Consider the following 23,462-nt stretch of genomic DNA (forward strand, 5'->3'; position numbering starts at 1 on the left):
ACGGTCAGTCCTCGCCGCGGCGCTCCTGCCGCAGTCGTTCCCAATAGGCGAGCCGCTCCCGGTACCGGGTCTCCATGCCCCGATCCGTCGGCTCGTAGAAGTGCTGGCGTCCGAGCGCCTCCGGCCAGTAATCCTGGCCGGAGAAGGCGTCGGGCTCGTCGTGGTCGTAGCGGTAGCCCTCGCCGTAGCCGATGCGCTTCATCAGCCCCGTCGGCGCGTTGAGGATGGTGCGCGGCGGCGCCAGCGAGCCGGCGGCCTTCGCCACCCGCGTCGCCGCCTTGTAGGCGGTGTAGACCGCGTTCGATTTCGGCGCGCAGGCGAGATAGACGGTGACCTGCGCCAGCGCCAGCTCGCCTTCTGGCGAGCCGAGGAAATCGAATGCGTCCTTGGCGGCATTGGCCACGACGAGAGCCTGCGGGTCGGCGAGCCCGATATCCTCCACCGCCATCCGCACGAGCCGCCGGGCGATGAAGAGCCGATCCTCGCCCGCATCGAGCATCCGGCACAGATAATACAGAGCCGCGTCTGGGTCCGAGCCGCGCACCGTCTTATGAAGGGCGGAAATGAGGTTGTAATGCCCCTCCTGCGCCTTGTCGTAAATCGGCGCCCGCCGCTGGACGAGGGTCTGCAGCGTCTCCGCATCGAGGGTCTCGCCGGGGCGTGCCGAGCGCCATACCTCCTCCGCCAGCGTCAGCGCGGCGCGCCCGTCTCCGTCGGCCATGCGGATCAGCGCCGCGCGCGCCTCCTCATCGAGCGGGAGGAGCTGGCCGTCCATCTCCTCGGCGCGCGCCAGCAGCCGGGCGAGCGCGGTCGCGTCGAGCGCGCGGAACAGCAGCACCCGGGCGCGCGAGAGCAGGGCCGCATTCAGTTCGAAGGAGGGATTCTCCGTCGTCGCGCCGACGAGGGTGACGGTGCCGTCCTCCATGACCGGCAGGAAGGCATCGAGCTGTGCACGGTTGAACCGGTGGATCTCATCAACGAAGAGCAGCGTGCCCTGGCCCGTCGCGCGGCGCTTGCGCGCCGCCTCGAACACCTTTCGCAGATCGGCGATACCGGAAAAAATCGCCGAGATCTGCTCGAAATGGAGCGCGGTCTCATGGGCGAGAAGCCGCGCCACAGTGGTCTTCCCCGTGCCGGGCGGCCCCCAGAACACCAGCGAGCCGAGCGAGCGCGAGGCGAGCAACCGTGTCAGGGCCCCGTCCGGCCCGGTCAGATGCTCCTGTCCCACGACCTCGGAGAGCCGGCGCGGGCGCAGACGATCCGCGAGCGGCCGGGGCGCGCCTGTTTCGAGGCCGGCGGAAACGAACAGGTCGGACATGCGTGGCATGAACACCGCAGCCCCGCCCTCCGCAAGAGCCTTCCGGACGCGATGCGCACTTCCCACGTCAAGCCGGCTTGTAGGGCCGCCCGCCGCATGCTAGGGCGCATCCCGTCGATAAGACACCTCTGCGGAGAGGTGGCAGAGCGGTTGAATGCACCGCACTCGAAATGCGGCATGGGTGCAAGCCCATCGGGGGTTCGAATCCCCCCCTCTCCGCCAGTCTTGCTAAAAGCCCAATCGTCACGGTAAGTTGCTGATATGCAACGTGTTCGTACGGCCCGACTGGTACATTCGGGTGGTACATATGCCCTTACCGATGGCACGTCCCTGGAAGCATCCCGATAGCGGCATCTACTACGTCCGCAAGGCCGTCCCGACTCAACTTCAGCCGCTCGTCGGCCGAGCCATTGAGAAGCTGAGCCTGCGCACGAAGGATCCCGAGGTAGCCCGCGCCCGCTTCGTCGATGCAGTCCGCGAGATCGAGTTGCGCTGGGCGACGCTCGCGGCCGGCCCTACCGTATTGAGCGAGCGCGAAGCGCACGAAATGGCTGCGCCGGCCCATGACCGCTGGATCGCCCTGCACCGCGACAACCCGAGTCAGAACTTTTGGCGTACGGACCTTTTCGCGCGCCTGTGGCAGCCCCGCCGGGTTGGGCTGTGGGGGCGTCCCGACGTCGTTCACCAAGTTCTGCACAGCGCCTACGCCGACCACGGCGAGGACGACATGGAGGCATGGTGCCTCAAGCAGGCCGACTCCCTGATCGCAAAGAAGGGCCTGCAGCTCGACGCAGACGGGCGCCGCACGCTAGCCAGGGCGGTAGCTGCGGCCATCCAACGTGCGAGTATAAAGCTCGAACGACACGCGCTCGGCGACGTGGCGGAAACCCTGCCTGAGCGTTCACCGTCCGCGGGTAGAGCGCCCGCGCCACGCCCGGCGCCGATGGCAAAGGTCCTATTCGACGACCTGGTGAAGGGGTGGGCCGCCGAGCGCAAGCCGGTCGAGAAGACGGTCTACGACTGGACGCGGGTCATGCAGCAGCTCGCCGCGTTCCTCGGCGACAACGATGCCACACGGGTCACAGCCGACAAACTCGTCGCCTGGAAGGACAGCCTCGTGGCATCGGGACTGTCCGCAAAGACCATCCGTGAAAGCCGCTTGGCGCCGGTTCGGGCAGTGCTGCGCTGGGGTGTCGACAACCGACGGCTCCCCGACAACCCAGCCGAGCGCATCACCATCACCGTCAAGCAGAAGCCAGGCCAGGGCAAGCGCGGCTTCAAGGACTCCGAGGCGGCTCAGATCCTCGCGGCGGCGGCAGGCGAGCGCGATCCAATTAAGCGGTGGGTGCCGCTCGTGTGCGCGTATTCGGGTGCTCGGCTGTCGGAGGTTTGCCAGTTGCGCGTGGAGGATTTCAGCGAAATCGACTGCGTCGTGGTGAAGCGCTTCGATGCCGAGGCCGGCTCGCTCAAGAACATCGGTTCGGAGCGCACCGTGCCCCTGCACTCGGCGCTCATCGCCGCAGGCCTCCTCGACTATGTGCGCGGGCGCGGAGTCGGTCCGCTGTTTCCCGACCTGCCACCGGACAAGTTCGGCAAGCGCGGCGGCAACGGCGCGAAAATCCTTGGGCGATGGGTGCGCAGCCTAGGGCTAACCGACACACGGCTTGCACCGAATCATTCCTGGCGGCACAGGTTCAAGACGCTCGCGCGCAACTACGGCCTCGCCGGAGATGTAACCGACGCTATCACCGGTCACGCGCATCGGTCCGTCGGTGATCAGTACGGCGAGTACGACGTCAGGGCGATGAAGCGAGAGCTTGAGAAAATTCCATCAGGGCCATTGGTCATGAACAGACCTAACGTTGTGACGTGATCGCCGAGCTCTGGCGCTCATGGGTGTGCCCTTGGGGTTAGCTTCCGTGGCGCTGCCGCCGAGCCCCACGCTCGTTCGAGGACAAAGGCCGATTCGGCGGCGTATGGGTGCTCCGGATCACCCATGAGGCAGGGACAGTGGAGACAAAGCTGGCGTGCGACGTGTCCTTGTCTCTTCAACTAGTCGAGCTTGACTCTTCGGCGTTCGTCGAGGGCGTGCGAGATGAGCGTCCGTTCATCGTGCTGCACGCAAAGGGCGACGTAGCCAGTTCACTGCAGGGGGGATGAAAATATCTGAGCGAGTTTGCTCGTCAGCACGTTAGTGATCCAGGGGCGAGCCATAATTAAGGCTGGCGGCACCGCTTCCGAATTCTCGCGGCGGAGGCGGGTATCTGACAACGTGGTCGACGCATTGTGCGGCTGGTCGGCCAAGAGCTTAGGGGAACACTACGGCGGCGGTTCACTAAACGCACGCGCAGATGCCATCTCGCGCGTGCCATGGATCTTAGTACAGCTTCTTGGGTCGTTATGACTGTGGCTTTTGCTCAACTGTGAGCCAAACGCGCAGAGAAATCACTGCGGGTCTAACGGTAACTTCAAGGATTTGACCGCATGTCGACTGGGGCACCAGAGCCCACTTCACCCGTGTTTGGGCGAGGAACTGAGATTGTTACAGCCGAGTTCGCGCGATTGCGCCAGCAATTGGTCCCGCTTTTGGAGCCCAGCCACGTTGGGCGATTCGATCACGTCGAGCTAACCGAGATCACGGCTACGCCGCGCGGCGCCCAACCTCTGAATGTCTTGTCACTGACCGTCCTCTCAGAAGGGCGCGCGGACGTGGGTGAGGCCGAACCGCCACAGTTTCCAATACCGCGCATCCGCATCGACGGCTTCCGCGATTGGGCCTTCGGTGTGGCGCGCACGTTCCGTCGCCTACCGGCCCTCGAGCGCACCCTGGAGGATTATCCCTCGACCGCGACGTGGTCGCTCAGTGGGCACGCCCTTCAGGTTGGTAACCTTCGTCCAGAGCCCCTCATGTTCGCGCCGCCCGACGGCACAGTGACCGTTCCGCTCAACAAGGTCTTGAAAAACAACTTCTGGGCTGGATCCTACGTGTTCCGCCTACTCAATCGGGAGAAGCTGCATTTCGCCCCATTCTTTGCCGACCGGCGGCGCCTTCAGCAACTGTCCGACGCGGTTTCCGCCGCCGTTCCGATGGCCTTCGCTGGTTTGGCAGACTTGTTGGGTGACGTCCTCATCCAGGTGCCGGTTACCGTTGTCGTGCCCAGCGTCGACGTACCCCGCGATGCCGTCGACCTGAGCCTGAACGCGACCTGGAGCCCGGGATCGACCCCGCGCCCCCTTTCGGCGGCGGCCCGTGCCAAATGGGACGAGCTTTTGACCGGTGCCGCGCTCAGTGGACGATTTCAAGAAGCCGCCTGCATCTCGGTCGACGGTCGCCGGCAACCCGTTGAGTCTGAGATGTGGGATGCCGAGACCGGTACGATCCTAAGCGCAACCGCTCCGACAGCCATCTTGAGACGGGTATCGGTCAACGGGCACGTCCAGCAGCACGAACCCAGGTTGTTCGCAGCGGTGGATCCCGATACTGAGCGCCGCGAGGTGCGAATACGGCTCGCCCACACGACGACGACGACCGTCGGCGAAGACGATGGCCAGGACGCCAACTACTGGCTTGCTCGGCGTCACGATCTTGAGGAGCGCAGGCGTCTCGAAGAAACGCGTGATTTCGTTCAGTACCGACCCGCTTCCGGCTCGTCGCGGGAGCGGGCGCGGGCTCTGGCCGACATCCGCTTTCTCATCGACCGTCATGGCGAGCGGGGGGTGGATCTGTGGGACCCCTACCTCACAGGCAACGACATCCTCCAGACGCTGTTCTGGTGCCCGCACAGCGCAGTGCCGCTCAGGGGACTGACCGACGGGCGCGACCCGCCGCGTGCGGTACCATCCGGACCGGCAGGAGAGCCTGAACCGGAAGCGCCGGAGGCGCCGCGGGCATCGTTTGCGGATCGACAGCGGGGTATCCTCACCCGCGACGGTGGCAATCTGGAGGGGTTGAGGTTGGAGTACCGGAATAGCCGAGGCCCCGGAGGATGGGCGTTCCATGACCGGTTCTTAATCTTCCCGAACGGCCGGGACGGTCCCCGGGCGTAATCTCTGGGAACGTCCGTCAACAGCCTGGGCAATGCGCATCACATCCTGCAGCGCGTCTCGAACCCCGCGCTGATCGCCGGGGCCTTCGAGGACCTCTGGTCCGCGGTGACCGGCCCGCAGCACGTCGTGTGGAGATCGTGGTGACCGCGCGGGTGCGGGCGCTCGTCCGCCTGTTGGAGGCTTGGGACGGGCAGGTCGAACCACCCGCAAGCGTCGAGGCCGTGATCCGCGAGCGCGAGCCGAGGTTGACTGACGCCACTCTCGGAGAGCTGGTGAGGGCGGCGCGGGAAGATCTCGGCGATGTGCTGCCTGCGCTGGCTGCTCTGCCGACGCTCCCCCCGGAGGAGGTGCGCTGCTTGTCCGCACGCCTCGGGTGGACCGTGCGCACCTTGTGCGATCTCGGCCCGGACACCGACAAGCCCGAGCTTCGGCTTGAGGCAGCCCTGATCTCCGCGGCGCTCTGGGACGAGGCTGGAGGCTTCTGGGAGGCTGCGCGACCGCAGCTCGGTGGTCGGCGCATCGTCGCGATGGTGCTTCCGATGGTCGTTCGAAGTCGGAGGCCTCAAGCTCAGATCCCACCGGATGCGCCGGTTTGGGAACGCGAGCACTTGGGTGCCCTTCAGGAGGTCGAACAGGCTCATGACTGGGCGCGGCTCGGCGAACTAGCCCTCGCCTTCCCGCACATGCCCCGTCTGGACGTTGCCGCAGCCCAGGCTCTCTATGGCTTGGCCGCGCTTGATCGCCCCAGACTGATCTACCTCATCGACGAGGTCGCGAGCTGGATGCACGGCGACATGCTCCTTGGACCGCTACCCCTTGGGGAGGCCATCCGGACCTCGGTTGCCAGCATAAGCCCGCTCGCCCGGTTCGCGGTGATGGAGCGCGTCGTGCGGCGGGAGAAGCGTACCCTTACATCCGAGGAGGAGACGGCTCTCAGGGATCTGCTGCTCGTCCTGGCAAGAGACCGTGTCGAATGGCCGGGCTGGCTCGCGGTGTGCAACCGATACCCGGTCCGCAATCCCCATATGCAGGCAGCCCTCGGCCGTGCACTCGCGCGCTCCGACGAGGCCGCGCTCCAAGCCTACGTCGATAGCATCGAACTCAGCACCCTGGGTGGCGACGGCCGCGTCGCGGTTACGCGCTGCCTCACGGTGTTCAGGAGCCTAGCAAACGCTCGGCGGCGGCGCGCACTCTGGCAGCGCGCGTTCGAGCGGTGGCGCATGTGGGACTTCGATGTCGCTGGCAGGGACCGCAATCTGAACGCGATCTCAACGACCGAGCTCGATTACGGTGTTGTGGGATGGCTGGTCGAGGGACAGCCCTCCGAGGCTGCGCCGGACCCCGATGCGGAGTTCGCTCACGGCTTGTGCGAGCTGGATCGGGGATGGCATCCTTCCATCACCGCGGCAACCTCGATGTTCTTTCGACTTCTTTCTCGTTACCAAATTACCGCCCACGCCGGGACAAAGTCGGCGGACGACAGAGATTGGCTTCCTGGCTCCACAGTTTACGTGCCACCTGCCGCATCCGGCATATTCGTACAGCGTCGCTATCACTGGAACGGCCAATGAGGTGCAGCAGTGTTCAGAGTAGTGTGCCTTCATGCGCTGCGACTTTAATGGGCAATGCTACGAGACCCGCTGCGTGCGCGACGCCACCATGCACGGCCTAAACGTGTACGGCGCCGGGGTGCTGTAACTTTCCCGCGTGAAGCCTCAGGCATGGAACTCGACGACTCGGAGGTAGCCAAAGGGATAAAGTTCGAGGTAACTTCTATCGGCCAGAGCCTTTTCCGCAATTTCGATCCGCATCCGTCGCCTCCGATTGGTAGCATTGTTCGGATCGCAGGTTGTTACTTATAATCTGTTGCTATCGGACTTCTTCGTACCAGTTCAGTGTGTTGATATTCTGCCAAAATCATTCAAAAATTTCAACTGCCGACGACCATCGCAGCAAAATATAATATATCTAAATCAAAATTTTTGTGCATTGCGTGCGGCTAAATTCGCACACAAGGTGCCGTATCTGCCAATGGACAATTTTTCATCGTTTTGCAGCAAGACGTCCCGCTGAGCGCAATCCAGAACTCCTTTAACTTCACGCTGCGGCGCCGTTCCGCGCCTAGCAGTTGCTCGACCATGTTCCGACGTGGACAGTTCCGCCGCAGGACGGCTTACCCCGTCGGCGCAGGCCGCAGGGGCACGGAGCCCGACCGTTCAGAAGCTTCTTTCCATCGCGCGCGAGCCGGCCGTAGAGGGCCGACACGACGGTAGCGTCGCCCACGACATGGCGCTCGTACTCTTCGAGGAGGCCGACCTCGGCGGCCAAGGCAAGGGCGTCCCGATGATGCCGCCCGGCCTCTCCGTGAGACAAGGCGTTATGGTCCGGCCACAGCCCGGTGGGGGGAGCAACGCGCTGGAGGCGGAGGAAGTCCCCCAGGGTCGACCACCAATCGCAGGCCGTCTGCGCGTCCTCAACCATCCATCCCGACGAGAGGCCGAGGCAGAACCAGCCGCCATCCTTGATGTGCCGTTCGTAGCACCGTGCCGGGAACTCGTTCGGCGGCGGCATTCGAAGTTGCATCGGCGAGAGGACGATTGACGTTTGCCTTAGCTCTATAGGATTATAATCTTGACAACGGTCGGTGATTCGGTCATGCTGACGATGTTGGCTTGTGAGCCGGCGCAACCGCGCCGCTCGCCCCGCCTGCAATCAGGAGAGGCAGATGATCCGACGACACGAAACGAGCACTCCACGACAGGCAGCACAGCCCTCGCATCGGACGCGATCCGGCTACTCCTTCCGCATCTCGCAAGGCCCCCTCCCGGGGGCCTTCGTCGTTTCAGCGGGCCTGCGATGAGCGCCCGCTCCAAGCCTGCCCGCGCCGGCCTGCCGACCCGCGTCGCCGAGACCCCGCTCGCCCCACAACCGCCCGCGCTCGTGTTGCTCGGCCGAGACGGCGGCGGCCGACCCCGCGCCGCATGGTTCGACGCCGCCGATACCGAGGCGGCCACCGCCGCGGCCACGACGATGCGGTTGCGCGCCCTGCCGATTACCGAGGCCGCCGGCCGCGAACTCGCCGGGCAACTCGCCCGGGGGCGGGTCCTGCCCAGCGGCCGCGCCCTCGTGCCGTTCGCCAAGCGCGACCTCTACGCCCAACTGATCGCGTTCGCCGGCGAGGAAGCCGGGCTCGCTGTCGCCGCGGGCGGTCGGATCGATCCGCACGGCGATGGCGACGCCCCATCCGTGGACCCGCCGGCGGGAGCCGCCTCCCCCGCAACGGAGGAAGTTGGCCCAGCGGCCTCGTCAGGCAGGGAACGCACATCGGACGAGGGGGAGGCCCCGTCGCCCTGCGCCGACGAGCCGGTGGGCGAACCGCCAGCGCCGCGGCCGGGCACTCATCTGTTCGTCGGCCGGCCCCGCCCGGAGGACCGCAGCGAGATCGGCCTGGGCAGCATCGTGCTCGCCCACGAAGGACCCGACGAAGGCTGGTGGGAGGCGGAAATCATCGGCGCTAACGGCCGAATCTTCTCCCTACGGTGGAGAGACTACGATCCCGCCGCTTTCCCGACCATTCTGCGCACCGCCGACGAGCTGGCTCTCCTGCCCCCTAAGGCAACCTAGCCGTCCGCGAACCGCGCCCGGGCCGCTTGCCGCTGCCCGAGCGCGCCATCAGCGCCGCGCCGGGCACGACCGCTGCCCATACCACTGCCCCACAGCCCCGAGGTTCCCATGACCGCCGTCCTCGACGCGGAGCGTCTCCGTGCCCTTAACGATATCCTCCGCCGCACGCTCAGTGGCGGCACCCTCGTGCTCACCGCCGGGATCATCGCGCTCGGCCGCGAGCGCCAGCAGATCGTGCTCGACGCCATAGCCGCCTTCGACCGCTTCGACGCCGACAACGACCCATACGGCGAGCACGACTTCGGTGCGGTCGAGGACGCGGGCGAGCGGGTATTTTGGAAGATCGACTACTTCGACCGCGCTGGACGCAACACCTCACCGGATCCGGCCGACAGTAGCGTTACACTCCGCGTGATGACGGTCATGCTCGCTTGTGAATACTGATTTGAGGATTTCCAGCGGCCGCCGAGCCACCGCTCAGCATGTCGTCAGCCGGAGGCGACTGGTGCCCGCTAGACGAAGGGATAGATGATGAAGTGCTTTGTTGCTGCGATCATGATCGTTTCGGCTATTCCAGTTCGGGCCGATGTCTACAGATACACATGCCGGGTCGATGGAAAATCGCTCGCCGTGCGTATCGATGACGCGCGGAAAACCTTGCGGTGGCGGAACAAGACCTACGCGATCACCGTCCAGGAGGCCTGCGCCAAGTTCGGCTGGCGAGCGACGCGGCCGGGCGAAGCCTTCGATTTCTGCACCGCCACGCAAGGCTACGCGGACTTCCAACAAGGCGACCGGCTGATCCAGTGCGATCAGGACCGCTGAAGGGTGGCGACCATGAGCCTCCCCTGCACACGCCGCAGCCGGATATCGGCGCGGAACAGCCGTGAGGCGGACGCATCGTCCCGACCCAAGCACCACCTTGACCAGAAGCATTCGAAGCAGGGGCGCCGCATAGCGAGACGCTGGACGAGGCTCGTCATCGCAGTGATGCCGTTCTTGACGGTCGGGGGAGCCGTCTGGGGGGCCGACTCGGCCGCGACCGCGCCAGCACGTCCTTCGGTACCGTCCATTGCAGGCACCGCTGCCTCGCCGCCGACACGGGCCGTGTGGGGACCGACCGGCCGGGGGCAAACGTACGCTATGGCGAGCCCGGCGACGAGCCGGACGTCGAGCTGCTGTGCCTGCCCGACCGCAAGATCGAGCTGCGGGTGTTCGACCCGACCGGCAAGAGTGAGCGCAACCGGGTCAAGCAGGTGCAACTCGTCGGACTCGGCGCCGTGCAGGCGGAGGAGATCGACCTCGCTCCCATCGACCGGCTGGTGATCACGATGTTCCTTGATGCCGGCAGCCTCGCGCTCACCGCACTGCTGCTCGACCGGGACTTCGAGGTGTCGTTCCCCGGGGCGCGTCTGCCGGTGCGCGGCGCAGTTGCCTCTGCGTGGGTGCGCAACCTCCTGCAAACCTGCCTTGCCGACCCACCGGCGGGTGCCCCGGCAGAGAGTCCACCATCGCGCCCTCCGCCCGCCGCGCCGCAAACGAGCGCGGCGGTGCCTCCGGACGCATCGTCCCAGGCCCCCTCGGGAGCCCCGGTCACCGCAGAGACCGCTGCGGCGGAATCGACCGTCCGCGAGATCCTGGCGCGGACGCTGAGCCGGGTGTTGACGGTGCGGGAGAGAGCCGGGGACGACGAGCGTTTCCTGACGTCCTCGCTCCGCGCATTGTTCGCGGCGAACGCGCGCGACTTCGACGCCGACCCGTACACGGGCAGTCAGGAGCCCCAGGGCTACCGATTGACTGGGCTGTCGTCCAAAACCGAGGGGGGCGGGCCGGTCGTGGTCACCGCGGGCTTCGACCTCGAGGGCGCGCCCGACGTCCACCCGCGAATCGCCTACGTCCTGGTGCGCAGCGCCGACCACTGGCGCATCGACGACGTTCGCTACCTCGACGACGGCCACACGCTGCGGCAGCTGTTGCGGGGCGGCCCGGCCGCGGCGACGCCGGCCCCACCACGGGCGAGCGCGCCGCTGCCGGCACCCGCACCGGCCGAGGCGGGGCCGAAGCCGCTGCGGCTCGATACGCCCGCGCGCTTCGCCGCATACCCGGCCGGCCCGGTGTACCGCGGCCCGGCCGCACCCGTCATCTTGGACACCGCGGACAAGCGGGCGTTCCGCACGCGGCTGCGGGCGATGGCGGCGGACCCGGTCAGCTTCGCCGGGGAATACGCGCTCAGCCTGTGGGGCTGCGGCGGGGGCTGCGTACAGGGTGCGGTCGTCAGCAAGCGGACCGGGGCGGTCACCGCGCTGCCGGGCTCGGCGTCCGGCTGGGACCGCGTGCCCGCGTCGTTCCGGCCGTTCGTGTACCGAGCCGACAGCAACCTGCTCGTCGTGTTCGGCCAGGTGAACGAGGAGGGCCCGGTCGCGGCGACGTTCTACCGTTTCGTCGGGGGGACGTTCATCAAGTTCAAGGTCGTCCCGATCTCCTCGGACATGCCGGGTTACGAGGCCTACGTGGCTCGCCTCTGACACAAATCTCGGAGAATGGCTCAATCTCTGGCTACGTGTGACGCCTCGATGCGGCGGGGTCGGAGGCGGCGCTGCAGAGCGCCGCACGCGACCAGTATAGGCTTGATTGGAGCCGCACCAGGAATGGCCGGCGGTTCGAACCGGTGGTGCGCGATCACTCCCGTGGATTTTCGTCCGGGGCATCGAAATCCAGGACGGTCAGTGCTTGCCGCAGTCGTTCCCGGGCTTCCTCCACGCGAGCGAATGCGAGGTGGTCCCTGCGACCGATTGAGGTTAGGAACGCGTCCAGCATCTCCGGGCAGTTCCGGACGAGACCGCGGAAATGGTGGCCCCGCGGGGCGGAGGTCCCGGAGAACCAGTTCTTGACCGTCCGTTCACCCGCACCCGTCCAGCGTGCGACCTGCTTGATCGACGCCGGCCGGTCGCCCAGCGTCCCCCTCAGTACCACGGACACCATCGCTGCGAACGAAACCTCATCGCCGTCTTGAAGGAACTTGCCCGTCTTCGGAAAGGACATTCCACGCTCCCACGCATAGCTACGATGGGACGCGGACCCTAGCCGGCGTCCCGGCAGGATGGTTGCGACGGAGCATGACGTGGGGAGGGGCAGGACGAACAAGTCCACCGAACAAAGCACAGTCCGCGCGGTCGCCTACGTGCGCATGTCGACCGACCTTCAGAGGTACTCGACCGAGAACCAGTTGGATCGTATTCGCCGCTTCGCGGATGGGCGGAATTTCGAGATCGTCCGGATCTACGAGGACGCTGGCCGCAGCGGTCTGACCATCGACGGGCGCGAGGCGCTCCAGCGCCTCATGGCGGACGTCACGTCGGGCATCCCGGACTTCGAGGCCATCCTCGTCTACGACGTGAGCCGCTGGGGGCGCTTCCAGGACGCCGACGAGGGGGCCTACCACGAGCACGTCTGCCGTCGCGCCGGCATCACCGTGCACTACTGTGCCGAGCAGTTCGACAACGACGGCAGCATCGGCTCCACGTTGCTGAAGGCCGTGAAGCGGGTGATGGCCGGCGAGTACAGCCGGGAACTGTCGGTCAAGGTGTTCGCCGGGCAGTGCCGGCTTGTCCAGCGCGGTTACCGACAGGGCGGCATGGCCGACTACGGCCTGCGTCGGCTCCTCGTCGACGAGCACGGGGCCGTCAAGGTGGAACTCGCCCGGGGCGAGCGGAAGAGCCTGCAGACCGACCGCGTTGTCCTCGTCCCCGGCCCCGACCGGGAAGTCGAGACGGTGCGGCGCATGTACCGCCTGTTCACGTCCGGCGTCGGCGAGCGCGAGATCGCCGAGGGACTTAATCGCGACGGGATCAAGACAGACCTCGGCCGTGCCTGGACGAGAGGTACGGTTCACCAGGTGCTGACGAACGGCAAGTACGTCGGCGACAACGTCTACAACCGGGTGTCGTGCAAGCTGCGGCAGCGCCGGACCATCAACGACCCCGCGCTGTGGGTCGTGGCGAAGGGCGCCTTCACGCCCCTGGTGGATGCCTCCGTGTTCGAACGTGCCAGGGCCATCGTGGAGGAACGAACCCGTCGCCTCGACGACGAGGAACTGCTGGCCTTGCTGAACGAATTGCTGCGAGCCACTGGGGCCCTGTCGAGCCTTGTCATCGACGAGCGCGACGACATGCCGTCGAGCAGCGTCTACCGGCGCCGCTTCGGCAGCCTCCTGCGGGCCTACCGGCTCGTCGGCTATGCGCCCGACCGCAACTACCGCTACCTGGAAATCAACCGCCGCCTGCGCGACCTCCACCCTGAGGTCGTCGCTACGGTCGTGGCGGGCCTGGAGGACGCAGGCGGTTCGGTCGTCCGCGACTCGGCGACCGATCTGCTCACGTGCAATGGCGAGTTCACTGCTTCCGTCGTGATCGCACGGCACCGGGAGACCGCCGCCGGCTCGGCGCGGTGGCAGATTCGTCTCGATGCTGGCTTGGCCCCCGACGTCACCGTCGCCGTTCGCATGGGTCCGGGGAACACCGAGCCACTCGACTACTACGTCCTGCCGCGCATCGACATGACGGGACCGCACCTGCGCCTCGCGGAGTGCAACGGCCTCTCGCTCGACGGCTACCGGTTCGACGACCTCGGGTTCTTCTTCTCGCTGGCCGCGCGGGCCACGCTCACGGAGGCCGCATGATGGAGGAGACGGTCAGCAGGCGGGTCGCCATGATCCCGGTCGACAGGATCACGGTGCTCAACCCACGCGCCCGCGAGAAACGGCGGTTCAGGGAAATCGTCGAGAACATCGGCGCGGTGGGCCTAAAGCGCCCGATCACCGTCACGCGCATCCCGTCGGGCGATGGATTCCCGGCCTACGGTGTCGTGTGCGGCGAGGGGCGCCTTCGGGCGTGCATGGCGCTGGGACAGGCGGAGGTCGCCGCCGTAGTCGTCGAGGCCTGCGAGCAGGACTGCCTTGTGATGAGCCTCGTGGAGAACTGCGCCCGGCGGCAGCACCGCCCCGCCGACCTCCTCCATGACGTGGGAACCCTGCGCAAGCGCGGCTACACCGACGCCGCCATCGCGGCCAAGATCGGGTGCACGCCGCAGTGGGTCAACATGGTCGGCGGCCTGATCGAGCGGGGCGAGGAGCGCCTCCTGGCGGCGGTCGAGACAGGTGTCCTCCCGCTAAGCGTCGCGGTGGAGATCGCGCGAGCCGATGAGGAGGGCGTGCAAGGCCTCCTTACGCAGGCGTACGCCGAGGGAAAGTTGTCCGGCGGAAAGCTGGTCAAGGTGCGTCGCCTCCTGGAGGCCCGAACCAGACGGGGGCGGAGAGCCGACGACAACCCCTTTGGAAAGAAGCAAACCAGGCGCCCGACCTCGACCGCCGCGTTGCTGCGCGTCTTCCAGCAGGAGGCCGACCGCCAGCGTGTCTTCGTCAAGAAGGCGGAGGTCACGCAGTCCCGCCTGATGTTCGTGGTCGAAGCCCTGCGCCAGCTCAAGAAGGACGGCAGCTTCGTGACTCTGCTTCGAACCGAACGGCTCGACGATATGCCGGCCGATCTCGACGCCCGTGTCTCCGGTAGGCTGGCATGAACACGGTCGCAAGGCGAAGCTTCACCCTGGGGTTCGAGCCCGAGTTACTCGTCGTACCGCTCGCTGCGCTGATGCCGGTTAAAACGCTGCGGCCCACGGTAAAGGCGAGTCATAAGTACGCGCAGATCGCGCAGTCCATCCGGGAGATCGGCTTGGTGGAGCCCCCGGTTGTCGCCCGCGACCTCGCGGCGCCGGGCCGCTACCTGCTTCTGGACGGCCATCTGCGCGTCGAGATCCTCAAGGATGAGGGACGGACCGAGGTCGAGTGCCTCGTGTCCACGGACGACGAGGCGTTCACCTACAATCGGAGCGTCAACCGGATCTCGCCGGTAATGGAGCGGGCCATGATCCTGCGCGCCCTGGAGCGGGGTGTGCCTGAAGCGAAGATCGCGGCCGCCATGTCTTTGGAAGCGGTCAGCGTGAAGCGGCGCATGAAGATGCTCGTCGGGATATGCGACGAGGCGACAAGCCAACTCAACGACAAGCATTGCCCGCTCGCCGTCTTCGATATCCTTCGAAAGATGAAGCCGTTGCGCCAGATGGCCGCCGCCGAGCTCATGGTCCAGCACAACAACTTCAGCGTCGCTTACGCGTCCGCCATCCTCGCTGGCACCCCCTCGGGTGACCTCGTCGCCGGAGCAAAGCCGGCACCCAAAGGCGTCACCCCGGCCGCGATGGCACGGCTGGAACGGGAACTCGACAACCTGCAAGCTGCCGTCGGCGCAGTGCAGGACTCGTTCAGCCGCGACAACCTGCACCTGACGGTGGCCAAGGGCTATCTGAGGAAGCTCCTGACCAATCGCTCGGTGCTACTGTTCCTGGGTGACCGCTACCCTGAACTCTTGGAGCAGTTCCAGGCGATTGCCGACGTGGCGGCGACCGAGCCCGCGGACGCGGCCGCATAGATGAGGCCCGCCGCGAGATCGGCGCGCACGTCGTTGGACCGCTCCTGGAGCAGTTCCCAGCAGCCTGCGCTCGAGCGGTGGTGTTCGAGGCGGCCGAACCCATAGGCTCAGGCCAAACCCGGTTCGGCGGCGTGCCCAACCTGCCGTTTGGTGCCGCCTGGCCACCCGCTTGCTCTGCAGCAGGCAGCCAGCCCGCGACCGTCGATCCCAGCGACATCGGCATCGCCCGCCGCGTCGCGGGCAGGTGCGCAAGGCCGGCGACCTTTCCCTACTGCTGCCCGGCAAAGCCTGGCCCCAGCCTACGCCCGACACGCGCTCGCAGCCCGGGTCGCTGCCCGGCTGCATCGCGCCAAAGTGGCTGCCCCCCACTAATGCGCGGGCACTCAATACGAGTGGAGGGGACACCATGGGGTCGTGCATATACCCGAGGCAGTGGTCCTAGGGCGAGCGAGCGAGGGCTGGTGACGATCATGGCGCGCAAAAACTCGCGGGGCGTCGACCTGATCAAGATCCGGTCATGACGGGGTGGCAGGGGGCGGGTTGCACGGGCGGACGCTCAAACTCCCGAGGGCCGTCCCACTCAAGCCGGCCTCGGAAGGTTAATCGACGAAGGTTCTGACTGGAGATGCCGCGGGGGCGCGCGATGGACTGGTTCGAGCATCTGACGGGGTTCCGGGAGACGGGCTACGGGGAGACGCAGGCCCGGCTGCGCGTGGTCGACGGCCGCCTCGTCCACGAGGGCTCGGACGAGAGCTTCGCGGTCGGGGCGCTGACCCTGCCGTCCCTGGCGGAGCTTCGCACCGCGGCGTTGGGCGTGCAGCGCCCGGGCCGATTGCGGCTCTCCATCGCCGAGGGCGACGTGCGCGCGATGCACGGGCTGCCCGAGAACCGCGGCGCGCTGTTCCAGGTCGCCTCGCAGTTCAACATGCTGGAGATGGTGGGTCCGGACGTAACTCCAGAGCATGGCGTGGCCGGCTACGCGCACGACCGCACGCAGGGGCCGGCCTGCGCGATGGCGGCGGGTGCGGCCACGATCTACCGCAACTACCTCGTGCCGGTGACGGAGGAGATCGGTCAGACGGCGGAGCGCCAGCTCGACGGCCTCTCCGACTTCGGGGATGCACTGGCGCAGCGGCTCAGCACCGACCGCGGCAGTCTCTGGGTGATGCGCAACGGCTACGCGCTGCCGACGCGGGACGGGCTGATGGCCATCGCCGAGCACCTCGGCGCAGCCAACGAGAACGCCCTCAACGATCTGCGCGGCCGGCTGCGGCTCGGCCTGCACCAGGATGTCGAAGTCACCGACGGGCCGGCGCCGGGCCCGCTCGTCAGCCAGATCTTCTGTTCGGCGCTGCCAGTGGCCTACACGCGCCTGCCGGCATCGGCCTGGGCGTCGTTCGCGCTCCTTGTGCTGGAGGCTGCCTACGAGGGTACGCTGCTGGCAGGGGTGCTGAACGCGGCACGCGGCGCCTCGAACCGCGTGCTGCTGACGCGGCTCGGCGGAGGCGCCTTCGGCAACGCGGACGCTTGGATCGACGTGGCGATGCTGCGGGCGCTGCGGTTAGCACGAGGGCAAGACCTCGACGTGGCCATCGTCAGCTACGGACCGCCTTCATTGGGCTTGAGGCACCTCGTCCGGTCGTATGACGAGACAGGCCGCACCTCGGATTCAGACGGATAGACCCCATTCATTGCTCTGCCACGTAGAGGTCGACCATCGCCTGGATCGGTCGGAACCCCAGCTCGTTCCTGTTGAGATAGCCGGGGTGGTAGGTGCGAAAGGTCGCCTTCGGTAGGATGGGATGGATGTAGCGAGCGGCCTGCCGGATCGAGAACGGCGCCAGCGCGATACTTTCGCAACCCGGAAGCTCATCGCTCACGAAGGCGTCGTAGTGCGGGCCGCTCACGAAGATCGTCAGGGTCGGACGCAGGATCTCGATCTCGGCGGTCAGCAATCCGCGTTGCCTGATCAGAAAGTCGGACCGGATCGCTTCGGGGACCGCCCAGGGCGTGTACCCCTGCCCGGAGTTGGCCGAACACCGCACGACGTTCGTCCAGACCATGCTGGTTGAGCCATACGCCTGCACCGCCTCGCGCACCCAGCGGAAATATCGCCAGAACGGCCCCCGGCTGGCGGGGTGATCGGCGGCGAAGTCGAACTCGCCGTAGCCGTAGGTCAACGCCTCAACCGCTTCCTTATGCTGCGCGAAGTCACCCAACGATGCGATATCGGGGTAATCCCAACCTAGACCGTCCGCGCGCAGTCGTTCACCCTCCCAGCTCCAGCCCGCCGTCTCCTGCCCGATCCACAGAATCCGGTGTTCAGCCGTCTGCCACGCTGCCGGGATCTTGATCAACAACGGAGGTGAGAACGCCTCCAGCAGTTCGGGGGCGGCATCCCCCAGGGCCGCCTGGAATTCTAGGTAGCGGGCGTCGAGATGCGACTGGGACAAAGCAGTTCCTCCACGGAGGCCTATCATTGACGATGAGAACTCAGTCGCCGCAGTCAACTCCCACGGCGGTTTTCGCGCCCTGTTCGGCCTCGTACCGCCGCGCCTCTGCTTCCAAATAGCACGCCTCTTCCCCTAGGCGGCGCGCGTAGTCCTCCGAGATGCGCTCGAAGGTGCCGTCCTCGACGAACGCCTCCAACACGGCGCGAGCCGAACCGGTTGCTGCGAGCCTGTGCTTCGCACCAGCTGCGATTTCGGGATGATTTTCGACGAGGGAGGATAGGTACGCGACCGCCTCGCCTTGATCGGAGTGGATGTAGATGCACTCGACGATTGGCAGGAACATCATATCGCCCCAGCAAGACCGACGGACTATGGACGGCAAGCCGTTGACGAGCAAAGATTTTATTCTTCGACCAAGCTGCTGAACTATCCCTGCTGGAAGGATCCTGCGGTTTGCCGACCCTGTTGCAGCTGCCAAGAGGCGAGCAGGCGGGTCACCTTGCGCCTACCGATAGTGCGAATCGCCGCGCACGACGACGTCGACCGAGTTCGAGGCCATGGGCAGGGCGGCGAGCGTCGCGGGCTGCTGCAGCCATCGGTCGGCATAGAGCACGAGCCGGGCGCTCGGCACCTCGTCGACCACCCGCTCGCGTAGCCAGTCATCGACGGTAACGCGGATGGCATCGGGGTGACCCTTCTCACGTACCCGATCAGGTGAGACGGCGCTCGGCGTTGCGTTGCGAGATCAGGGTCCAACTGCCTCATCCCCCGGCAGGATGGCGACCTTGAAGAGTTCGACGTCGCCATGCCCGATATCGTCGGCACGGTAGCGCCAACCAGTAAACCAGTAAAACTAATTTCGTGCTTGCACACTGCCGGCTTGCTTTGGAAGCTGCCACAAGACGGCGCGCGGTACTCGGCGCTAAACTGTACGTCTTCGGGCGTGCAAATGTTTAGGTGTGTCAGGAGAGCTGATTGAGCACACCAGCTCGGTAGAGCACTGCCTCACTGAGCATAGCTCATGACACAGCCCCCTCATCCCCCATCCCAATAGGCAGCCTCCCCATAGGAGACCCAGGTATGCCCCAGCCCCCTTTCACGGATGGCCTCTCTCGCAGTGACCAGATCAACCAACTGACCGGCGGCTACGGCCAGATCGCCGCCGAGCTGGTGGCCGAGGGCTGGTCCCCCTACTGACTACGCGAGGCGCCGACCGCAGGCGGATCGTCGCGATCGACCTCGCCGAGGCGGACCCGTCCCTCGAAGAGGTGGTCGGCGAGGATGCGGCCATCGTGAACGACGCCAAGCTGCTGGGCGTGCGCCTGCTCGTCGCCTACCTCGTCGATGCCAGGGCCGAGCTGCGCCGCTTTCGGCCCGACGGCTCGCCGGACGGCGTGGTCGAACTGCCGGGCCTCGGCACCGCCGGCGGCTTCCGGGGCGACCCCGAAGATCCGGAGGCTTTTTTCGCCTTCACCAGCTTCGACGCCCCAACGACGGTCTACCGGTACGACGTGGCGACCGGCGCCCGGACGGTATGGGCCGAGCCGAAGGCGGCGGGTGACCTCGGCCGGATCGCCGTCGAGCAGCGCTTCTGCAGGTCGAAGGACGGCACGCGCGTCCCGATCTTCGTCGTCCGACGCAGGGATACGGCTCAGCCCGCGCCGACCCTGCTTTACGCCTACGACGGCTTCGGCATCAGCATGGCCCCGTTCTACTCGCCCGCCTGGACGGCCTGGGTCGAGCAGGGCGGCGTCGTCGCGGTCGCGAACGTGCGCGGTGGCGGCGAGTACGGCCGCGCCTGGCACGAGGCTGGGCGGCGTGAGAGGAAGCAAACTGTCTTCGACGACGTCATCGCCACCGCCGAGCACCTGATCGCCGAGGGGGTCACGCCGGCGGACGGGCTGACGATCCAGGGCGAGTCGCACGGTGGCCTGCTCGTCGGGGCCGTGGTGAACCAACGCCCCGAGCTGTTCGCGGCGGCGCTGCCCGGCGTTGGCGTGATGGACATGCTGCGCTTCGACCGCTTCACCGGCGGGCAGCTGTGGGTCGGGGAATTTGGCAGCCCACGGGACGAGGCGGGGTTCCTAACGCTCCGCGCCTACTCGCCCTACCACACCATCGCCGAGGGCAAGCGTTATCCCGCGATCCTCGCGACGACGGCTGATACGGACGACCGCGTTGTGCCGCTCCACACCTTCAAGTATGTCGCGGCGCTCCAGGCTGCCGAGATCGGTCCCCGGCCCCGCCTCGTGCGCGTGGAGACACGGGCAGGCCATGGAATGGGCAAGCCGATCGATAAGACCATCGAAGAGGTCGCGGACCTCTGGGCCTTCGCCGCTCGCTGGACGGGATTGGGGGCGGGGCTAATGACCGGTGAAGTGTGAGCACCGCCCGCGGAATGTCGCGGACTGTCGCCGACACAGCTGCTGCGTCCCCGTCGCTCAGAACATCCCGTTCTGGTTGGCGGAGGTCTCGGGCAGGACCTGCAGCACGTCCCAGTGCTCGACGATCCTGCCGATGGCGTCGAGCCGGAAGATGTCGCTAGCCGCGTAATCGTGGTTGCCCGGCCAGTGCTGGAGACAGTGCAGCACGACCAGATCCCCCTCGGCAATGGCCCGCTTCACCTCGACCCGCTTGCCCGGCCACTCACGGGCCATCCGCTCGAAATAGGTGATGAAGCCGTCTTTGCCGGTTGCTACATGCGGGTTGTGCTGGATGTAGTCGGCGCCGGAATATCGCTCGATCGCCTCACGCGGCTGGCAGTCATTGAACATGAGCTCATAGAAGGCGATCACGTTCACCTTGTTCTGCGCGAAATCGGTCATGCCATCCCTCTCAGCTTGGGCTTGGACGCCGCATGACACTGCCGTAGGCCAGACCGCGGTCGCCTGCATCAGCAAAGCATACCACCCAATGCTGCCCGACTTTTGCCAAGGTGGACCGGACGACGAGCACGTGTCCGGCCGCGATGGTCCGACGTAGGCGCGACCGAGCAGGTCGTGGCATCCTACGACCATGGTGGCAACGAGGTCCTCCCCTTCGTCCGGGCGCCGGCTCAGGAGGAGGGTGAGGTGGAAGTGTAGTCATCGTCCTCGACCAACAGGGCCTTGCGACCTGTCAGGTCAGGAGGCTCGGCAGAGACCCGATGGCGTCACGATTTGACCCGAAGCACGATCTTGCCTTTGAGCCGGCCTTCCTCATAGCGCGCGTGAGCGCGCGCGACGTCGTCAAGGGAAAACTCCAGGCCGACTTGCGGGACCACCAAGCCTTGTTCGAGGAGGCGCGTGAGGGCGCCGAGCTTGCCGGCACTCTGGCGAGAGAAGACGAAGTGGTAGGTCGCGTTCCGGCCCCAGGCGTCGATGAGGTTCTGGGGCGTCGCGGTGTCGACCAGGGTGACGACGCGCCCGTCCTCGCGGAGGATGCGCGGGGCACGCGAAAGCGTGTCGCGCCCGATCGTATCCAGAACGACGTCGACGCCCTTGCCTTCGGTCAGGCGATCGACGGCGTCCACGTAGTCCTCGCGCTCGAAGTCGATGACGGCCGAGGCGCCGAGCCGTTCGACGAGCGCCGCGTCGCTGCCTCGAGCCGTCGCCAGGACCCGCGCGCCGATGGCCTTCGCGACCTGCACGGCGATGGCCCCAACGCCCCCGGCACCACCGTGGATCAGGACGGTCTCGGTCACCTGCAATCGGGCCCGCTCGACTAGCCCTTCCCAGACGGTCACGCCGACGAGGCTGACGCTCGCAGCCTCGGAATGGGTCAGGTTGACCGGTTTCCGCGCCACGATGTCGGCGTCCGCCACGTGGTATTCCGCGTACGATCCCGGCCCGCCGAAGATTCGCGGCGTGTAATAGACTTCGTCCCCGATGCGGAACTCGGTCACGTCGGATCCGATCTGGTCGACGACCCCGGAGACGTCGTGCCCGATGATGGCCGGCAGTTCGATTTGGTCGGCGTAGTCACCGCGGCGGATCTGGCCGTCGAGCGGGTTGACCGACGTCGCATGCACAGCCACGCGGACCTGTCGGGGTCCCGGCCGTGGGTCGGGCAGCTCCCGGAGCTCGAAGCTGTGCGGCCCGCCGAACCTCGTCAACACCATCGCTTTCAAGTGAGTCTCCTGTCCTTACCAGCCACCTTTGTGTCATCCGCCATCCGGGATGACGAACGCGTACTCCTCACGGGACAGATGGGCGGTATTCAGCCATGACGACGCGCAGATCGCTTCCACCGCTCGCGACGCTGCGGGCCTTCGAGGCGGCAGGGCGCCGCCTGAGCTTCCGCGGTGCCGCCGACGAGTTGGGCGTCACGCCGACCGCGATCAGCCATCAGATCCGGCTTCTCGAACAGACCTTGGGGCTGCGCCTCTTCCACCGCGAGACGCGCCGGGTCCGGCTCACCCCCGAGGGAACCGTGCTGCTGCCCGTGCTACGTGACGGTTTCGACGCCTTCGCGGACGCCATCGACCGGATCCGTGGCCGGCGCGCGGCTGGTATCCTCACGCTTTCGGCGCCGACCGCCTTCGTTGCGAAGTGGCTCGTACCGCGACTTGCCGGCTTCCGAGCCGCGCATCCCGGTTGCGACCTGCGCCTGCACGCATCCGACAGCCTGATCGACTTCGCTCGCGACGGAGTGGACGTCGCCGTCCGATACGGGCCCGGTCCCTATCCCGGCCTCGACGCGCGCAGGCTGGCGGTCGACCGGGTCGCACCCGCTCGCAGCCCTCGCCTCGCGGTTCGGTCCCGGAGCGATCTGGCAAGGCACCCGCTGCTGCACTTCGAATGGCCCCACCTCGACGACGCGACGCCGACATGGCCCGCCTGGCTGCGGACGGCCGGGATCGCCGACGTGGATGGCGGCGCGGGCATTCGCTTCAGCGACGAGGGGCACGTCATCCAGGCCGCGATCGCGGGTCAGGGGATCGCGCTCCTGTCGGTCGTGCTGGCCGCCGACGACCTGGCGAGCGGCGCGCTGGTACAACCCTTCGGGCCGGTCCTCGACGCCCACCCTTACTGGGTCGTCCACCCGCACCATCCGGCCCGGGAGGGGGATGTCGGGAAGCTAGTCGACTGGCTGAGCTCCGCAGCCTTGTGATCGAGCGACCCTCGCACGCATCCCCAACCTTGGACTGTTAGGCGCTGAACCGCCGTTTTCGACCCCATCCGAACCCGCGGCAGCAACATCTCGAATGTCCGCTCGGGTCATTCGGCGCATACAACAAAAAAAGCCCCGCCGTTTCCGGCGGAGCTCTTGCTGTGGTCTCGCGGACTGCGCCGCGAGAGCTGGGGTCAGGCGTGGGCGAGGGCCGCGTTCGGCACCGCCGCGTTGTTGGCGGCGTGGTGCTGCTTCAGCATCGGCCGCAGGACGGCGACAGCGAGGAAGGCGGCGATCAGGTCCATGGTGGCGACGGTGTAGAGCACCGACGACCAGGTGCCCGTGGCCTGCATCAGCAGGTTGCCGACCGGCACGAACAGAGCGGCAAAGCCCTTGGCGCAGTAGAGGACGCCGTAGATCTTGCCGATGTGCTTCGAGCCGAAGGTGTCG

22 protein-coding genes, 1 tRNA gene and 1 pseudogene are annotated in these 23,462 nt (G+C 66.7%); 15 read left to right on the plus strand and 9 right to left on the minus strand.

The genetic code is table 11. The features are described from left to right. Nucleotides 1-4 precede the first annotated feature (4 nt). Nucleotides 5-1,318 (minus strand): replication-associated recombination protein A, encoded by a 1,314-nt coding sequence (locus MFF24_RS07775; protein WP_238223743.1) that lies wholly within the window; start codon nt 1,316-1,318, stop codon nt 5-7. Between the two features lie 132 nt (nt 1,319-1,450). On the opposite strand from MFF24_RS07775, the gene MFF24_RS07780 reads away from it, so the two are divergent. From MFF24_RS07780 to MFF24_RS07795, 4 genes are all read left to right on the plus strand, one after another. Then, a tRNA-Ser gene (locus MFF24_RS07780) sits at nt 1,451-1,540 on the plus strand. A 46-nt stretch (nt 1,541-1,586) separates the two neighbouring features. Then, nucleotides 1,587-3,191, plus strand: a complete 1,605-nt coding sequence (locus MFF24_RS07785; RefSeq protein WP_238223704.1) for a site-specific integrase — start codon at nt 1,587-1,589, stop codon at nt 3,189-3,191. A gap of 836 nt (nt 3,192-4,027) precedes the next feature. Further along, complete coding sequence (locus tag MFF24_RS07790; RefSeq protein WP_238223706.1) at nt 4,028-5,365, plus strand: VPA1262 family N-terminal domain-containing protein; 1,338 nt, start codon at nt 4,028-4,030, stop codon at nt 5,363-5,365. A gap of 140 nt (nt 5,366-5,505) precedes the next feature. After that, nucleotides 5,506-6,936 (plus strand): hypothetical protein, encoded by a 1,431-nt coding sequence (locus tag MFF24_RS07795; protein ID WP_238223708.1) that lies wholly within the window; start codon nt 5,506-5,508, stop codon nt 6,934-6,936. Nucleotides 6,937-7,364: 428 nt separating this feature from the next. Here MFF24_RS07795 and MFF24_RS28960 read toward each other — a convergent pair whose 3' ends face one another. Then, nucleotides 7,365-7,505 carry an E2 domain-associated cysteine-rich protein gene (locus tag MFF24_RS28960; RefSeq protein WP_308445593.1) on the minus strand — a complete coding sequence of 47 codons (141 nt, stop codon included), beginning with the start codon at nt 7,503-7,505 and terminating at the stop codon, nt 7,365-7,367. Further along, nucleotides 7,487-7,936 (minus strand): E2 domain-containing protein, encoded by a 450-nt coding sequence (locus MFF24_RS07800; RefSeq protein ID WP_238223710.1) that lies wholly within the window; start codon nt 7,934-7,936, stop codon nt 7,487-7,489. The genes MFF24_RS28960 and MFF24_RS07800 overlap by 19 nt, the downstream gene beginning before the upstream one ends. 285 nt (nt 7,937-8,221) lie before the next feature. Here MFF24_RS07800 and MFF24_RS07805 point away from each other — a divergent pair, with 285 nt between their 5' ends. From MFF24_RS07805 to MFF24_RS07845, 9 genes are all read left to right on the plus strand, one after another. Continuing rightward, entirely contained in the window at nt 8,222-8,989 is a 768-nt protein-coding gene (locus MFF24_RS07805) for a hypothetical protein (RefSeq protein WP_238223712.1), read from the plus strand. Nucleotides 8,990-9,097: 108 nt separating this feature from the next. Then, on the plus strand, nt 9,098-9,433 hold the full coding sequence (locus MFF24_RS07810) for a DUF3768 domain-containing protein (protein ID WP_238223714.1): 336 nt from the start codon (nt 9,098-9,100) through the stop codon (nt 9,431-9,433). A gap of 84 nt (nt 9,434-9,517) precedes the next feature. Continuing rightward, nucleotides 9,518-9,814: a hypothetical protein gene (locus MFF24_RS07815; RefSeq protein ID WP_238223716.1), complete on the plus strand. Its 297-nt coding sequence runs from the start codon at nt 9,518-9,520 to the stop codon at nt 9,812-9,814. A gap of 284 nt (nt 9,815-10,098) precedes the next feature. Then, nucleotides 10,099-11,514 carry a hypothetical protein gene (locus tag MFF24_RS07820; RefSeq protein WP_238223717.1) on the plus strand — a complete coding sequence of 472 codons (1,416 nt, stop codon included), beginning with the start codon at nt 10,099-10,101 and terminating at the stop codon, nt 11,512-11,514. 146 nt (nt 11,515-11,660) lie between these two features. After that, nucleotides 11,661-12,002 carry a methane monooxygenase/ammonia monooxygenase subunit B gene (locus tag MFF24_RS29040; RefSeq protein ID WP_373322671.1) on the plus strand — a complete coding sequence of 114 codons (342 nt, stop codon included), beginning with the start codon at nt 11,661-11,663 and terminating at the stop codon, nt 12,000-12,002. 108 nt (nt 12,003-12,110) lie between these two features. Continuing rightward, nucleotides 12,111-13,667, plus strand: coding sequence for a recombinase family protein (locus MFF24_RS07830; RefSeq protein ID WP_283214482.1), 1,557 nt, complete (start codon nt 12,111-12,113; stop codon nt 13,665-13,667). Beyond that, on the plus strand, nt 13,664-14,563 hold the full coding sequence (locus MFF24_RS07835; protein ID WP_308445594.1) for a ParB/RepB/Spo0J family partition protein: 900 nt from the start codon (nt 13,664-13,666) through the stop codon (nt 14,561-14,563). Before MFF24_RS07830 ends, MFF24_RS07835 begins: the two co-directional genes overlap by 4 nt. After that, nucleotides 14,560-15,468 (plus strand): plasmid partitioning protein RepB C-terminal domain-containing protein, encoded by a 909-nt coding sequence (locus tag MFF24_RS07840; RefSeq protein ID WP_238223720.1) that lies wholly within the window; start codon nt 14,560-14,562, stop codon nt 15,466-15,468. Before MFF24_RS07835 ends, MFF24_RS07840 begins: the two co-directional genes overlap by 4 nt. Nucleotides 15,469-16,093: 625 nt before the next feature. Then, on the plus strand, nt 16,094-17,149 hold the full coding sequence (locus tag MFF24_RS07845) for a hypothetical protein (protein ID WP_238223723.1): 1,056 nt from the start codon (nt 16,094-16,096) through the stop codon (nt 17,147-17,149). Nucleotides 17,150-17,156: 7 nt separating this feature from the next. Here the strand turns inward: MFF24_RS07845 and MFF24_RS07850 are convergent, their stop codons facing one another. From MFF24_RS07850 to MFF24_RS07860, 3 genes are all read right to left on the minus strand, one after another. Beyond that, on the minus strand, nt 17,157-17,921 hold the full coding sequence (locus MFF24_RS07850) for a hypothetical protein (RefSeq protein WP_238223725.1): 765 nt from the start codon (nt 17,919-17,921) through the stop codon (nt 17,157-17,159). Between the two features lie 40 nt (nt 17,922-17,961). Continuing rightward, complete coding sequence (locus MFF24_RS07855) at nt 17,962-18,264, minus strand: hypothetical protein (RefSeq protein ID WP_238223727.1); 303 nt, start codon at nt 18,262-18,264, stop codon at nt 17,962-17,964. 162 nt (nt 18,265-18,426) lie between these two features. After that, nucleotides 18,427-18,564 (minus strand): hypothetical protein, encoded by a 138-nt coding sequence (locus MFF24_RS07860; protein WP_238223729.1) that lies wholly within the window; start codon nt 18,562-18,564, stop codon nt 18,427-18,429. A gap of 589 nt (nt 18,565-19,153) precedes the next feature. Here MFF24_RS07860 and MFF24_RS07865 point away from each other — a divergent pair. After that, entirely contained in the window at nt 19,154-20,305 is a 1,152-nt protein-coding gene (locus MFF24_RS07865; protein ID WP_238223758.1) for a prolyl oligopeptidase family serine peptidase, read from the plus strand. 57 nt (nt 20,306-20,362) lie between these two features. On the opposite strand, the gene MFF24_RS07870 is transcribed toward MFF24_RS07865, so the two are convergent. Continuing rightward, nucleotides 20,363-20,746 carry a nuclear transport factor 2 family protein gene (locus MFF24_RS07870; protein ID WP_238223731.1) on the minus strand — a complete coding sequence of 128 codons (384 nt, stop codon included), beginning with the start codon at nt 20,744-20,746 and terminating at the stop codon, nt 20,363-20,365. 326 nt (nt 20,747-21,072) lie between these two features. Continuing rightward, entirely contained in the window at nt 21,073-22,029 is a 957-nt protein-coding gene (locus tag MFF24_RS07875) for a zinc-dependent alcohol dehydrogenase family protein (RefSeq protein WP_238223733.1), read from the minus strand. A 95-nt stretch (nt 22,030-22,124) separates the two neighbouring features. On the opposite strand from MFF24_RS07875, the gene gcvA reads away from it, so the two are divergent. Beyond that, on the plus strand, nt 22,125-23,012 hold the full coding sequence (gcvA, locus tag MFF24_RS07880; protein ID WP_238223735.1) for a transcriptional regulator GcvA: 888 nt from the start codon (nt 22,125-22,127) through the stop codon (nt 23,010-23,012). A gap of 194 nt (nt 23,013-23,206) precedes the next feature. Here gcvA and MFF24_RS07885 read toward each other — a convergent pair. After that, nucleotides 23,207-23,462: pseudogene (locus tag MFF24_RS07885) on the minus strand (oxalate/formate MFS antiporter); the annotation flags it as partial.

Origin of the sequence: Methylorubrum aminovorans (assembly GCF_022179725.1) — a bacterium.
GTDB lineage: Bacteria > Pseudomonadota > Alphaproteobacteria > Rhizobiales > Beijerinckiaceae > Methylobacterium > Methylobacterium aminovorans.